Source organism: Pseudovibrio exalbescens (assembly GCF_028737195.1).
Lineage (GTDB): Bacteria > Pseudomonadota > Alphaproteobacteria > Rhizobiales > Stappiaceae > Pseudovibrio > Pseudovibrio zosterae.
On sequence record NZ_JAQZAJ010000003.1, the window covers coordinates 217,797 to 232,786 of the forward strand.

Here is a 14,990-nt window from a genome sequence, read left to right on the forward strand (position 1 = left end):
CAGCGCGCTATCCTATTGTTTTATTAGTATAAATCACTAGTTTTTCAGAGCGTTACAAAGCGTAATAAAGCTTTATTTTATTCCTCCCTTAAATGTCGCTAATGTCCAGCTCAACCGGTGGGGCGGTTCGGAATTTTTTGGCTTGAGTCTCATAACAAACGACCAAGCCCAATCAGATAAGGCTGGAATTTGCGATGACCATGCGTGTCGAAAAACAGACAACGCTCTCTGATAGCGTAACGCTGAACGGTATCGGCGTTCATTCAGGTGGACCTGCCTCAATCACTTTGCATCCTGCAGACGCTAATACTGGTATCTTGTTTCAGCGCACAACGCCGGAAGGTGATGTCGAGATTGCCGCATCGTGGCAGTCCGTTTCCGCCACCGCGCTGTGTACTGTTTTGGGCGATCCTGCCCATGGTGGTGTCTCTACCGTAGAACATTTGATGGCTGCATTCCGTGGTTTGGGCGTGGACAATGTGATCGTTGAGATCGACGGTCCTGAAATGCCAATCATGGACGGCAGTGCTGCTGCATTCGTTGAAGCGATTGATGCCACCGGGCTTGTCACGCTGAATGCGGGACGTCGTTATATCCGTATCAAAAAGCCTGTACGCGTCGTGCAGGGGGATCAGTGGTGTGAGCTGCGTCCTTATGACGGCCAGCGTTTCAACATCACCATCGACTTCGACAGCGCTTTGATCGGCGTTCAGAAACTGGATCTGGAGCTGACCCCTGAGGTTTTCCGCAAGGAAATCTCTCGTGCACGCACCTTCGGTTCTGTTCAGGACGTTGAGAAGCTCTGGAAGCTTGGCTTTGCCATGGGCTCTTCCCTTGAGAACTCAGTTGCCCTTGATGGTGATCGTGTTCTGAACCCGGAAGGTACCCGTTGGCCGGACGAGTTCGTGCGTCACAAGGCGCTGGATGCTGTGGGTGACCTCGCTCTTGCAGGTTTGCAGTTCATCGGTGAATACCGCTCCTACAAGGGTGGGCACCGCATGAACCACAACATTCTCGTTGAGCTCTTCAAGAACCCGGATGCATTTGAAATCGTTGAGGGTGATGAAGTCGCAAGCCGTTCACGCGTAGCGGAAAAAGGCCACGCAGAACTGATCGGTGGGCTGCAGGCCGCAGCTTTTGGCCCTGAAGTTTCCTGAGAATCCTGTCATTATTCAAAGGTTATGCCCCACATCCGTCACAAATTAGCGGCAAATGGCACGCGTAGTGGTGACGAGGTCGGTACATTCAGTTAGAAGCGTCTGACGGGGTGGGGTGTGCCCGATTCCTGAAGTGACATAAGGAGCTTGGAAACATTGCTGCATTGGGGTGATGCTCAGGGGAATAGTGCTCGCAAGGGCTTGGGCAAGACAGTTCGGTTTCTCTCACTGGCGATTGCGCTAGCAGTTGCTGGATGTGCCTCTCAGGAAAAAGTAGACGAATACGCATTCGGCGACACGCCTGCTGAACTCATGTTCAACCAGGGCCTTGCCCTGCGCGCTGAGGGCAAGCTTAAAGACGCTGAGAAGAAGTTCAGTGAACTGGATCGCGTCTATCCGTATTCAGAGTATGCACGCAAGGCGCTGATCAACATTGCTTATCTGAACTTCACGATGAGCAAGTATCCAGAAGCCATTGCGGCCGCAGACCGTTTCGTAACCCTTTATCCTGGTAATGAAGATGCAGCCTATGCGCTCTTCCTGATCGGCGAATCCTATTATCGCCAGATCCCGGATGTGGGCCGTGATCAGCGTTCCACTCAGCGCGCCTTGAAGGCGTTTGATGAAGTGGTCCAGCGCTTCCCGGATTCAGAATATGCCAATCAGGCACGCCAACGCATTCGCGTGGCACATGACCAGCTTGCTGGTAAGGAAATGGAAGTCGGCCGCTACTATCTGCAGCGCCGTCAGTACCTTGCCTCCATCAATCGCTTCAAGGTTGTCGTGCTGAACTACCAGACGACGCGCCACGTTGAAGAGGCGCTGTTCCGCCTGGTGGAAAGCTACTATGCGCTTGGTGTTGTCAAAGAGGCGCAGACAGCTGCAGCCGTGCTTGGTCACAACTTCCCTGAGAGCCAGTGGTACCGTGATGCGTACTCTCTGCTGCAAAAGGGTGGGTACGAACCAAACGAGAACGAAAGCAGCTGGATTTCACGGGCGTTTGGGGATATCAAATTGCTTTGATCGCTCCGTTCTCAGCATGCTGATAGGGCCTTATGCTTTCGACGCTGTCTATTCGGGATATCGTTCTCATTGATAAGCTCGACCTGCAGTTCTCTGCAGGTATGAGCGTTCTTACCGGTGAGACTGGTGCCGGTAAATCCATCCTGCTTGATTCCCTTTCTCTGGCCCTTGGTGGGCGCGGGGACGCTGGTCTTGTGCGCCACGGCCAGAAACAGGGACAGGTGACAGCGGCATTTGATGTGCCCATGAACCATCCGGTACGCCGCCTTCTTCAAGAAAACGATCTGGAACACGATGCAGATATCATACTGCGCCGTGTTCAGTCACAGGACGGGCGCACTCGCGCCTTTGTCAATGACGCGCCTGTGAGCGCGGGCCTGATGCGCCAGATTGGGGCGCTCATGGTCGAAGTGCACGGCCAGCATGACGACCGGGCCTTGGTCGATCCGGAAAGCCACCGCATGTTGCTTGACAGCTTTGGCGGGCTTGAGGACGCCACCGCAGCGGTGCGCGAGGCTTCACGTGATGTGCGCAAAGCTGAAAAGACGCTCAAGGATCATATCGCGCGCATCGAAGAAGCTCGTAAAGAAGCCGACTATCTGCGTGACAGCGTTGATGAACTGAGCGCCCTTGACCCACAAGAGGGGGAGGAGGAAGCGCTGGCTCTGCGTCGTCAGGACATGATGCAGGTGGAGAAGATTGCCGGCGACCTGCAGGAAGCCTTCGACACGCTAGATGGCCCTGCTTCTCCCATTCCTGAACTGGCCAGTCTGCTGCGCCGTCTGGAGCGCAAGGTAGATCAGGCCCCAGCCTATCTGACCAGCGTTGTCGAAGCGCTCGGGACCGCTTTGGACCATCTGGAAGATGGCCGCAGTGGTCTGGAGGGGGCGCTTCGGGATACAAACTTTGATCGCGGTGAGCTGGAACAGACCGAAGAGCGTCTGTTTGCACTGCGTGCTGCCTCCCGAAAGTACGCGCGCCCGGTTGATGATCTTGCTGCCCTGCGGGATCAGATGGCCGCGGACCTTGCTGATCTGGATGCTGGTGAAGAGAAACTTCATGCGCTTGAAAAGGCAGTAGCCGAGGCGCGAGCCACCTATGATGCATTGGCGCGCAGTCTCTCTGAAAAGCGCAGCAATGCGGCCCGCGCACTGGAAGAAGCGGTGCATGCTGAACTGCCATCCTTGAAGCTGGAGCGCGCGCGTTTCATCATTCAACAGGACACCGATCCTGAGAACCGAGGCAGCGAGGGTATCGATACCATCGAGTTTTGGGCGCAGACCAACCCTGGCACCCGACCGGGGCCCATGTTCAAGGTTGCGTCAGGTGGTGAGCTTTCTCGCTTCCTGCTGGCGCTCAAGGTATCGCTTGCGGACAAGGGATCAGCACCGACGCTGGTGTTCGATGAAATTGACACGGGTGTGGGTGGTGCGGTGGCAGAGGCCATTGGTGTGCGTTTGGCACGCCTTGCCGAGAACGTGCAGGTGCTTACCGTCACTCATGCGCCGCAGGTCGCCGCTCGCGCCGAAGGCCACTTCCTCATCGAAAAGGGCGAGGTGGATGAAGAGCGCGTTGCGACCCGCGTGACACGGATTGCCGAAAAAGACCGGCGCGAAGAAGTGGCGCGTATGTTGGCAGGTTCCACGATCACCGAGGAAGCCCGCATGGCGGCTGATCGACTGCTTCACGGAACGCTGGTGTAAGCGTTCCGCCTTGCTTTGTTGGCTTGAAAACAGAAGGCCTAGTCCCTGTCTGGTCCATTGCTTGACCCCGTGAATGGGGTGGGTGAAAATTAGCAAAGGCTAGCATTTTCAATAATTTAACGCTGTTTTGGCACAGTAGGGGCATCGAGTATGTCACCGGAGTTGCCTGATGAATGCGTTTCCTCGTCTGAAGGCTTATTTTCACATAGCCGTCGCCCTGATTGTTATTGGCTATCCCATGTACCTGTGGGCTCTTTGGGACCCGATGGACTATGGCTTCAGTGCCATGCGTTTGGGGGGAGATTTCTTCGCCTTCTACGAGGCGGCTCTGCTATCGCTGCGGGGCTATGTGATGTTGGTGATGGATTTTCCTGAGTTCCGCCTCACCGCGCTTGAATATGCACCGGGCAGTCATCCGTTTTATGAGTGGGTAATGTCTCCCGGCCTGTTGCTGTTTCTCCTGCCGTTTGCGGTGGTTCCTTTCACGTTTTCCTACATACTGTTTTTTCTTGCCGGAATTGGAGCGTTGGTGACGGCTTGCAAAGAGCGCTACCGCTCGTTTGATACGCTAGATTTCGTTTGCCTAGCCCCGGCATCCCTGCTTTGCGTGCTTTACGGTCAGCCGGTCATTTTCGTGGCCGCGCTGTTGTGTGCCGGTCTGCGCCACCTGCCTTTGTCGCCGGTTTATGCCGGACTGCTGTTGGGTGTTACCGTCATCGAGCCATTTGTCTTTGGTTTTTCCCTGTTGGCGCTGGCTGCATCGCGCAACATGATGGCCTTGAGCGCCGCCATTTGCAGTGCTGCGGGCGTGGTGTTCTTGTCTACCGTGCTGTTTGGTGCCGAAAGCTGGAGCCTTTATTGGCAAACTGCGTTTTCAACCCAGTTCTCAGCGTTGTTGCAGGCGGATAATGCGGTCATTTCCATGGCTGTCTCGGTCACTGGATCGCTGATCGCCATGGCGCTCAACAAGGAGAGCGTGGTTCTGGTCCAATCGCTTGTTACCGTTCTGGCGGCATGTGTTGTGGTGTGGCTGTTCTGGCGTGAGCGCGACCGTGAGGCACGGGATCTGGTGTTTGTGATCTGCATCGTGCTTGCCAATCCCTTCACATATGTATGGGATTTGGCGCTGGTGACGCCGCTGCTTTATTTCTACGCCGTCCGGCATGAGGTTTTTGCACCCTCTGACTACGACAGTCCGGTATTCGAGCCGATCGCGCTCACCGCACTTTATCTGCTGCCGTTTGCTGCCATCGCGCTCACATCTCATCTGGTGCCCATTGCACCGCTGGTGCTGGTAGTTGCCGTGTTTTTCGTGATCCCGCGCCTTGTGGCACCAGTGGAGGAGGCCGGGCAGCGTTCTGGGCACGATGCCGGACTGACAGCCTGAAGGCCCTCAAAAGACTGGGATGGGTGCGGTGTTTAGGTTGCCGGGTGGTGTGTGCTGTGCCAAATGATAGGGACAGAATTCAGTCAGTTTCAGGAAGCACGTCCCGTGTCCGCATCCGAAAGCGCCCAATCTCTCATTGAGAAACCCGTTGATGACCTGTCCCGCGAAGAAGCCGTTCTTGAGCTGGAGCGGCTTGCCGGTGAGCTGAAGACCCATGATGAGGCCTATCACACCAACGATGCGCCGATCATCAGCGATGCCGAGTATGATGCGCTGAAGCGGCGCAATGAGGCCCTTGAGCAGCGTTTCCCGGACTTGGTGCGTGAGGACAGCGCGTCAAATCGCGTGGGCGGTGAGCTGGCGGAAGGTTTCGGCAAAATCACCCACAGCGTGCCGATGCTGTCACTGGATAACGCTTTCAGTGATGACGATCTGCGAGAGTTCTTGGGGCGTGTGCGCCGCTTCTTGCGCTACGATCCGCTCATGGGCGATCTGGCGGTGACCGCAGAACCCAAGATTGATGGGCTGTCGTTGGCGCTGCGCTATGAAAACGGCAAGTTGGTGCATGCGGCAACGCGCGGCGATGGCACGACCGGTGAAAATGTCACCGCCAATGCACGAACCATTGCCGACATTCCTCAGACCTTGCCTGCGGGTGTGCCTGAAATCGTGGAAGTGCGCGGTGAAGTGTACATGGCGCATGCGGATTTCGAGGCGCTCAACGCACGCATGCAGGCAAATGGCGGCAAGGTGTTTGCAAACCCGCGTAATGCCGCCGCCGGGTCACTGCGTCAGCTCAATGCAGAGATCACCAAGTCCAGGCCTTTGAAGTTCTTCGCTTATGCGTGGGGGGAGATCAGCGATCTGCCTGCCAACACCCAAATGGGAATGGTTGAGACCTTTCAAACATGGGGGTTCAAGATCAACTCGCTCATGAAGCGCTGCGTAAGTGCTGAGGAGCTGTTGGAGGTCTATCACCGCATTGAAGAAGATCGGGCGAGCCTTGGCTATGACATCGATGGCGTCGTCTACAAGGTGGACGATCTGGAACTGCAGCGCCGGCTTGGGTTCATTTCGCGCTCGCCGCGGTGGGCGATTGCGCACAAGTTTCCGGCGGAAAAGGCCTTCACCATCCTGCGTGAGATCGAAATCCAAGTGGGACGTACCGGTGCGCTGACACCGGTTGCCAAGCTGGAGCCGGTCACGGTTGGCGGGGTGGTTGTCTCCAATGCCACGCTCCACAACGAGGACTACATCAAGGGCATTGGCCCCAAGGGCGAAGCACTGCGCGGGGGCAAGGATATTCGCGTTGGAGATACGGTGGTAATCCAGCGCGCCGGTGATGTCATTCCGCAGGTGCTGGATGTGGACCTCAATCGCCGTCCGGAAGACAGCACGCCTTTCGTGTTTCCGGACCATTGCCCCGCTTGCGGGTCCAACGCCGACCGCGAGGTGAACCCGAAAACTGGGCGTCCGGATGCGGTGCGCCGGTGTTCCGGGGGGCTCATTTGCCCGGCCCAGGCGGTTGAAAAGCTGAAGCATTTCGTCTCCCGCAATGCCTTTGACATTGAGGGTCTGGGCGCTAAGCAGGTAGAGATGTTTTTCGAGTTCGACATGGACAAGGGCGGCGTGCGCACGCCCTCCGACATCTTCACCTTGCGCGAGCGCGACAGCAGCTCCTTGACCAAACTGCGCAGCCGCGAAGGCTGGGGTGCCGTTTCGGCTCGCAAGCTGTTTGATGCCATTGATACGCGGCGGTTCATTGATTTGAACCGCTTCATCTACGCTCTTGGCATTCGTCATGTGGGCGAGGGTAATGCAAAGCTGCTGGCGCGTGCCTATGGCTCTTGGGGGGCGTTTTATGAAGCGATGAAGGCGGCAGGAGACTCCACTTCGGAAGCCTACCGTGATCTCAACGACATTGATGGCATTGGTGCCACCGTTGCGGAGGCTCTTTCGCAGTTCTTTGGCGAGGAGCACAACATTGCCGAGCTGGACCGGCTGCTGGAGCAGGTGACCCCCAAAGACGTTGTGGTAGAAGATACTTCCGGCTCTCCAGTTGCTGGAAAGACACTGGTGTTCACCGGCAGTCTGGAGCGCCTCAGCCGAGATGAGGCCAAGTCTCAGGCCGAAGCTCTGGGCGCAAAAGTTTCCGGCTCTGTCTCCAAGAAGACCGACATGGTGATTGCAGGTCCGGGGGCCGGGTCCAAGCTGAAGAAAGCACAGGAGCTGGGTATTGAGGTCATTTCAGAAGATGACTGGTTCAAACTCACTGGGGCTGACTAGGCTTTTTGCCGTGTGTTGAAGGGCTGACCCGCGATAAGTCACTGGATGCATGACAATGCTCTGGAGAGTCCACAGGCAGTGATCTCCAGAGATGGATTATGTTGCTACAATGTTCTAGTTATCTGAGTTAGGAATCTTTTAACCCGCTACTCGAACCTTTGCGAAAGAGACCCATGTCAAATTCCTCCAACTGGCCGGTGCCCGATGACTCTGGTGATGTGACCCCGGCGGGATCTCATCAACCACGAGCTGGCGGCATTGCTGCGCGCGCCATGGCAGCGCGGCAACCGGCACAGGCGGCGACCTATCTGGAGGGGTTGAACTCTGAGCAGCGCCGCGCTGTTGAAACCATGGATGGTCCGGTGCTGGTGCTGGCCGGTGCAGGCACGGGCAAGACCCGCGTTCTGACAACGCGTATTGCTCATATTCTGGCAACGGGGCGGGCAACGCCTGCGCAGATACTGGCGGTGACGTTCACCAACAAGGCAGCGCGGGAGATGAAGGACCGCATTGGCCGCTATGTGGGTGACAACGTGGAAGGCATGGCCTGGCTTGGCACGTTCCACGCCATCTGCGTGAAGATCCTGCGTCGTCATGCAGAACTTGTGGGTCTGAAGTCGTCATTCTCGATTTTGGATACGGACGACCAGTTGCGGCTGATCAAGCAGATCATTCAGGCCGAAGGCTTGGACGACAAGCGTTGGACTGCCAAGACCTTCGCCGGCATGATGGACAGCTGGAAGAACCGCGGTCTCACACCGGCGCAGGTGCCCGTTGGCGAAGCGCAGAGCTTTGGCAATGGCAAGGGGCGTCACCTTTATGAGACCTATCAGGAACGTCTGTCGATCCTGAATGCTTGTGACTTTGGCGATCTGCTGCTCCACTGCATCACAATCTTCCGCGATCATCCGGATGTGCTGAAGAGCTTCCAGAACCGCTTCCGCTACATGATGGTGGACGAGTATCAAGACACCAACATTGCGCAGTACCTGTGGCTCCGTTTGCTGGCGCAGGGCAATCACAACGTCTGCTGTGTGGGCGACGATGACCAGTCCATTTATGGCTGGCGCGGCGCTGAAGTGGACAACATCCTGCGTTTCGAGCATGACTTTCCCGGTGCGGCGGTGATCCGGCTGGAGCGGAACTATCGCTCCACCAGCCACATTCTGGCGGCGGCTTCCCATCTGATCGCGCATAACAAGGGGCGTTTGGGCAAGACCCTGTTCACCGATGCCATGGACCCTGAGGCGGAACTGGTCTCGGTTGCGTCAGCCTGGGATTCTCAGGAGGAAGCGCGCGCCATTGGCGACGAGATCGAGACGTTGCAGACCAAGGGGCATCTTCTCAACGAGATGGCGATCCTTGTGCGTGCGTCCTTCCAGATGCGCGAATTTGAAGATCGTTTCATCACTCTGGGCCTCAACTACCGCGTCATTGGCGGTCCGCGCTTTTATGAGCGCATGGAAATCCGCGATGCGCTGGCCTACTTCCGCTGTGTGATGCAGCCAACCGACGATCTCGCGTTCGAGCGTATTGTGAACACGCCCAAGCGCGGTCTGGGTGAAGCGTCCCTGAAGCTGGTTCATGAGTATGCCCGTGCAGAACGCATTCCGCTGATGCAAGCCGCATCCGAACTGATCCATACGGAGGAGCTGCGTCCAAAGGCGCGCAAGTCCCTTGCGGATCTTCTGGCGCAGTTTGATGGCTGGCGGCTGCAGCTGGACAGCATGAGCCATACGGAGCTTGCGGAAGTTATTCTGGATGAGAGCGGTTACACGGCCATGTGGCGCGCCGACCGTTCTGCGGAAGCGCCGGGACGTCTGGACAACCTGAAAGAACTCATCCGCTCCATGGAAGAGTTTGAGAGCATGGCAGGCTTCCTAGAGCATATCTCTCTGGTCATGGACCGAGAGGGTGAGAACGAGGAAGATGCGGTGTCCATCATGACGCTGCATTCCGCCAAAGGGCTTGAGTTCGACACCGTGTTCCTTCCGGGCTGGGAGGAGGGCGTGTTCCCCAACCAGCGGGCGCTTGACGAAACCGGGCAGGCGGGTCTTGAGGAAGAGCGGCGTCTGGCCTATGTGGGCGTCACGCGTGGGCGGCAGCGGGTCAAGATCTGGTTTGCTTCCAATCGCCGCATTCATGGCTCCTGGCAGTCTTCCATTCCGTCCCGGTTCCTTGATGAACTGCCCCACGACAATGTTGAGGTTGTTGAGCAAGGCTCGACCTATGGCGGCTACGGCGCAGGTGGTGCGGGCGGCGGTTATGGCGCAAGCCGGTTTGATAACCACGATCCTTTTAAGAACACCTACTCCACGCCGGGGTGGCAGCGGGCCAAGCAAGCGCGTGCAGCAGGCACAGGTCTTGGCCGCACGCATGGCGGCACACAAACCCGCAGACAACAGCGCGCAGGCCCAAAGACCATTGAAGGAGAGCTTGTCGCCAAGTCTGTCAGTGACGGGGCTTCCGAGTTCTCAATTGGCGAGCGCATCTTCCATCTGAAGTTCGGCTATGGCCACATTTCCGCGGTTGAAGGTAACAAACTGACCGTCGATTTTGAGAAGGCAGGGCGCAAGAAGGTGCTGGACGGCTTTGTCGAGCGGACCTGAGCGCTGATCTGCTGGCCAAAACGCATGAAGCTGTGTGAGCGGACTGGCCTTTCTGCGCTGGTCCGTTTATAGCCATTTCCAACAGAACAAGTGATAGGAACGAAGAATGGCAACGATCCGTGTGCGCATTCCGCGCCCTGAGGCGGAGGCGAAGGCCCTTTCTGAGAAACTGGAATTTCTTTTTGAGGACGAGGGCTTTCCGGTCGCCGTTTTTGAAAGCTCCAGCGATGGCAGAACGTGGACAGCTGAGGTGCTGGTACTCGACAGCACAGTTGAAGACGCCACCGCCTTGACCAAGGCGCAGATCGTGCCGCTGCTGCCAGAAGGCAAACTGCCGGAAGACGCTGAAGTGGTGGAACTGCCAGAGATCAACTGGGTGGCAAAGTCACTTGAAGGCCTGAAGCCAGTACGGGCAGGGCGCTTCGTGGTGCACGGCTCTCATGACAAGGATGCGGTTTCCACACACGATATCGGGCTGGAGATTGAAGCGGCGCTGGCGTTTGGTACAGGCCATCATGGCACGACAGCTGGGTGTCTGTTGGAGCTTCAGCGCTTGTTGAAGCGTCGCCGCTACGAACGCATGCTGGATCTGGGAACAGGCACAGGCGTGTTGGCCATCGGCCTTGCAAAGCTTACCAATCAGGAAGTGCTTGCCACTGATATCGATCCGATTGCCACCAAAACCGCTCTGGAAAATGCCAAGTTGAATGGCGTTGCACCTTTGGTGAAAGGCTTCACTGCGGCTGGCGTGGATGATCGCCGCTTTGCTGAGTACGGGCCTTTTGATCTGGCTGTTGCGAACATTCTCGCCAAGCCACTTGTTCAGATGTCGGCGAAGTTCGCTCGCAACATGGCTGATCAGTCGACCTTGGTGCTATCCGGCCTGCGCGTTGAAGATGGGCCGCGTATCATCTCTGCTTACAGCCAGCAGGGCTTCCGCCTTGACCGCCGCGGTGAAATCGACGGATGGCTCACGCTGACACTCGTGCGCGGCAACTGGGCTCCATAAAAAGGCGCGACCAGTTTTCCAAGTTGTTGAAGGCGGGCTTCAGGCTCGCCTTTTTTGTTATGCGCAAGTACCGTTTTCGGGAGAATTTAGACAATAAAAAACCCCTGCTTCCTGGGAGGAAGAGTTCGGATGGGAGGAGCCGAACCCATGGAAGCAGGGGTTTGATAAGCACCGGATGCGTTGGGAGGAGCGTCATCCGGTTATTTAATATCGAATGAGTGGGAGGAATCATTCGATATTGGTGCCTGGCAAGTGGGAGGACTTGCTTCAGCGTCCGACGAACGTATGGGAGGAGTTACGTTCGACGGGAAGATCGTCGTGCCTTTCGGCAAATTTTCTTGTTTTGCTGAGGTTTCGCTCAGCTGCAGCGAAGATTCGCTGCCCTATCAGGCTTACTTGTCGCCAGCTGGCTGGTACTGGTTCTGAAGTGCGATGTACACTTCTGCCATTTCCTTGGCCTGCTGTTCGCGAGCTTTCATCATGCGTTCTACGAAACGACGGAAGAAAGATGGCTTGTCTTCACGATCATAGGCGCCCAACTCAAACTGTCCGGTGGTGACAAAAACTACCATTTGGGGCTCCTTAATATCTCTCTCGTACGTGCTTGCTGCGTTGCAGCGTTCGTTTCTTACAGCCTCTATATGGCCTATGGACGCCTCCGGAAAAAGTGTTAGTTTCGCATGTCGGTTATGCATTTGGTGCATGTCAAGCTGAAATATGTCAGCTAGGTGTCACAGAAATGCATGAAATGTTGCATTGCAATAAGCGCATGGGAGATATGCGTAATACTAATGGCTTTGGGGTTTCTATCTATAGTGTCGACGGCCAACAGAAATAAGTTGAAGGCACTTGGGGGCGGGGATAGCTTGGCGCAATGTTCCAGAATTTCGACACAGTCAATGACAAAACCCGCGGACCAGCGCGTCTTGCTGCTCTGCGTGGTGAGCTGGCCTCACAAGGCTTGGATGGGTTTCTGATTCCACGGGAGGATGCGCATCAGGGCGAGTATGTTCCTGCATCTGACTGCCGGCTGGAATGGTTGACCGGTTTTTCCGGTTCGGCCGGTGTAGCCGCGGTTGTGGGCGACAGTGCGGCAATCTTTGTCGACGGTCGTTACACCATTCAGGTGCGCGAGCAGGTGGATCTCGACGTCTTCAAGTACCGGCATCTGCATGAACAGCCGTTGGTGGAGTGGCTCTCAGGTGTGCTGAAGCCCGGCATGAAGCTGGGCTACGATCCCATGCTGCATACGGTGGCGCAGGTGCGCAAGCTCACCGATGCCTGCCATGAAGCGGGTGCGCATCTGGTTGCTGTTCAGGACAATCCGGTTGATGTGGTGTGGCAGGATCGGCCTGCAGCGCCTTTGGGCGCAGTCAATCTTCATCCGCTTGAATATGCCGGCGAGCCAGCAGCGGACAAGATTTCGCGAATTGGCAAGCTGATTTCCGACAAGAAGGCCGAGGCTGCGGTTCTCACTCAGCCAGATTCCATCGCATGGCTCTTCAACATTCGCGGTTCAGATGTGGAGCACACCCCGCTGCCGCTGTCTTTCGCGGTTGTGCCTGCTGAGGGCAAGCCGGAACTCTTCATCGATGGCCGCAAGCTCTCCAACCAAGTGCGCGATGCTCTCTCTGAGCTTACTGAGATTTCGGAGCCTTCTGCGTTGATTCCAGCACTGGAAGTGCTCGGCGCGGCAAGAAAATCCGTTTTGGTGGACTGCTCCTTGGCCGGGCAGGCGCTCTACGACGCCATTGTCAGCAAGGGTGGCAGTGTTGTTGAGGGGGGCGAACCTGTCCTGCTTCCGAAGGCCATCAAGAACCTTGCGGAAATCGAGGGCGCACGCAATGCGCACATTCGCGATGGTGTTGCCTATGCCAAGTTCCTGAGCTGGTTTGAAAAGACCGCCCCGCTTGGTGAGCTGACGGAAGTGTCCGCGGCGCAGAAGCTGGAAGAATTCCGCCGTGAAACCGGGCTTTTGAAGGACATTTCCTTCGACACCATTTCCGGAGTGGGTGAGCACGGTGCGATTTGTCACTACCGGGTCAGCTATGACAGCAATCTGCCGATCAAGCTGAACTCCATCTATCTGATTGATTCCGGCGCTCAGTACGAAGACGGAACAACAGACATCACCCGCACGCTCGCCGTTGGTGCGGTGACTGAAGAGCAGTGCCGCAACTTCACTCTTGTGCTGAAGTCTCACATTGCTTTGGCAACGGCAAGGTTCCCTGTTGGTACCTGCGGCGCTCAGCTTGATACGTTGGCGCGCATTGAGCTGTGGAAGGCGGGGCTGGATTTTGATCATGGCACCGGCCACGGCGTGGGCTCTTATCTGGGCGTACACGAAGGCCCAGCACGGATCGCCAAGAATAACAATCAGGTGAAGCTGGAGCCAGGTATGATCCTCTCCAACGAGCCGGGTTACTACAAGGACGGCGAGTATGGCATCCGCATCGAAAATCTAGAGCTGGTTACACCGGCACAGGATATCGATGGCGGGGATCGACCCATGCTTGGCTTCCAGTCTCTGACCCTTGCGCCGATTGATCTTCGGCTTGTTGATCAGTCCTTGCTGACCAAGGCCGAGCTTCAGTGGCTCAACGCCTACCACCAGCGCGTGTTCGACACGCTGAACCCGCTGTTGGATGCAGAAACCAGCGCTTGGCTGAAGGAAGCTACCCGTCAGATTTGACGGGACAGAGCCTCCAAGATTTACGGTCTTTTTACGAGCACACTTTTCACTTAGCCTACCTATGATTGGTGGGAGGTGTGCTCGTGAAGGCCCTTGATCTATTCCGATATCCGCTGTGGCTGGCAGACCTTCTGGCTGGCGGAAAGTCTTTCAAAAACAATGGTATCATCGGCAGTGAGTGGCTCAATCAACGGGGGCTGCATGTCAAGCGCATGGCCTTTGCCGAGCGTATGGCGGACCTGCGCCGAGCGCGACTCAACCGCTTTCTGGATGCAGAGGATCGGGAGTTTTTCGCCACAAACGGATACGTGCTGAAACACAATGCGCTGCCAACACTGACCTTCAAGCGCCTTTTGGAAGAGCTGGAGACAACCACTTTCAGGGCTTGGGAGATGAAGCAGGGTGGTACGGTCACCCGCTTCACACCGCTTCCTCCCAAAGTGCTTGCGGGCCTTCCTGCTTTGAGTGACGCTGTGAACCTGCCTGCTTTTCAGGGTGGCTTACGCTACTGCGCCAGTGTTGACGGAGACCCCATCGTGTTCATGCACACGGTGTTGACCGATCCAGCGGACGACAAACGGGATCCCCAGACCTTCTTTCATTCCGACACATTCCAGCCCACGGCCAAGGCTTGGCTGTTCTTAAAGGACGTGGAGCCGGAGGACGGGCCGTTCAATTACGTGCCGGGATCGCATCGCCTTACACGGGCGCGGCGGGACTGGGAGTTTCGTCAGAGCCTAAGCGCTGCCAAACACAAGAATGGGCATCATGCGGCCGGATCTTTCCGCATCACTGAGGCCGACCTTGAGGAGATGGGGCTGCCTGCCCCCATAGCGATGAACGTTCCGGCCAACACGCTGGTGGTTGCTGACACGCACGGGTTTCATGCCCGTGGCCGCAGTTCCCGTCCGGCGCTCAGGCTTGGGCTCTATGGCTCTTTGCGCAAGTCGGCCTTCATGCCCTTTAGCCCGCCGGACCCTTTGTTGCTTCCGGGCCTTCGCGGGCGTCAGGCGGAATTCTATGTCGCTCTGCAGAGCATGAGCGCCAAGATGAAGGGCAAGAAGCCTGCCTTGATCGATGTGGGGGAACTCAAGGTCACGGCCCCCGCCGTTCGGTGAGGGTGG

At 56.8% G+C, this 14,990-nt stretch carries 10 protein-coding genes; 9 read left to right on the plus strand and 1 reads right to left on the minus strand.

Translation table 11 applies throughout. The features are described 5' to 3' along the window. Nucleotides 1-200: 200 nt before the first annotated feature. The 7 genes from lpxC to PUV47_RS10420 all read left to right on the plus strand — a co-directional run bounded on the left by lpxC (nucleotide 201) and on the right by PUV47_RS10420 (nucleotide 11,174). Nucleotides 201-1,157 (plus strand): UDP-3-O-acyl-N-acetylglucosamine deacetylase, encoded by a 957-nt coding sequence (gene lpxC / locus PUV47_RS10390; RefSeq protein ID WP_413697812.1) that lies wholly within the window; start codon nucleotides 201-203, stop codon nucleotides 1,155-1,157. Between the two features lie 156 nt (nucleotides 1,158-1,313). Continuing rightward, nucleotides 1,314-2,180 (plus strand): outer membrane protein assembly factor BamD, encoded by an 867-nt coding sequence (locus PUV47_RS10395; protein ID WP_274218884.1) that lies wholly within the window; start codon nucleotides 1,314-1,316, stop codon nucleotides 2,178-2,180. Nucleotides 2,181-2,212: 32 nt separating this feature from the next. After that, nucleotides 2,213-3,883 (plus strand): DNA repair protein RecN, encoded by a 1,671-nt coding sequence (recN, locus tag PUV47_RS10400; protein ID WP_274218492.1) that lies wholly within the window; start codon nucleotides 2,213-2,215, stop codon nucleotides 3,881-3,883. Between the two features lie 169 nt (nucleotides 3,884-4,052). Further along, complete coding sequence (locus PUV47_RS10405) at nucleotides 4,053-5,270, plus strand: glycosyltransferase family 87 protein (RefSeq protein ID WP_274218493.1); 1,218 nt, start codon at nucleotides 4,053-4,055, stop codon at nucleotides 5,268-5,270. 105 nt (nucleotides 5,271-5,375) lie between these two features. Then, nucleotides 5,376-7,556 carry an NAD-dependent DNA ligase LigA gene (gene ligA, locus PUV47_RS10410; protein ID WP_274218494.1) on the plus strand — a complete coding sequence of 727 codons (2,181 nt, stop codon included), beginning with the start codon at nucleotides 5,376-5,378 and terminating at the stop codon, nucleotides 7,554-7,556. Nucleotides 7,557-7,729: 173 nt separating this feature from the next. Next, nucleotides 7,730-10,165, plus strand: coding sequence for an ATP-dependent helicase (locus PUV47_RS10415; RefSeq protein ID WP_274218495.1), 2,436 nt, complete (start codon nucleotides 7,730-7,732; stop codon nucleotides 10,163-10,165). Nucleotides 10,166-10,271: 106 nt separating this feature from the next. Further along, nucleotides 10,272-11,174, plus strand: a complete 903-nt coding sequence (locus tag PUV47_RS10420) for a 50S ribosomal protein L11 methyltransferase (protein WP_274218496.1) — start codon at nucleotides 10,272-10,274, stop codon at nucleotides 11,172-11,174. Between the two features lie 392 nt (nucleotides 11,175-11,566). Here the strand turns inward: PUV47_RS10420 and PUV47_RS10425 are convergent, their stop codons facing one another. Beyond that, nucleotides 11,567-11,746: a hypothetical protein gene (locus PUV47_RS10425; protein ID WP_274218497.1), complete on the minus strand. Its 180-nt coding sequence runs from the start codon at nucleotides 11,744-11,746 to the stop codon at nucleotides 11,567-11,569. 302 nt (nucleotides 11,747-12,048) lie between these two features. Between PUV47_RS10425 and PUV47_RS10430 the strand changes: the two genes are divergently transcribed. Both PUV47_RS10430 and PUV47_RS10435 read left to right on the plus strand, forming a co-directional pair. Further along, nucleotides 12,049-13,866, plus strand: coding sequence for an aminopeptidase P family protein (locus tag PUV47_RS10430; RefSeq protein WP_274218498.1), 1,818 nt, complete (start codon nucleotides 12,049-12,051; stop codon nucleotides 13,864-13,866). Between the two features lie 83 nt (nucleotides 13,867-13,949). Next, on the plus strand, nucleotides 13,950-14,984 hold the full coding sequence (locus PUV47_RS10435) for a phytanoyl-CoA dioxygenase family protein (RefSeq protein WP_274218499.1): 1,035 nt from the start codon (nucleotides 13,950-13,952) through the stop codon (nucleotides 14,982-14,984). Nucleotides 14,985-14,990: the final 6 nt, after the last annotated feature.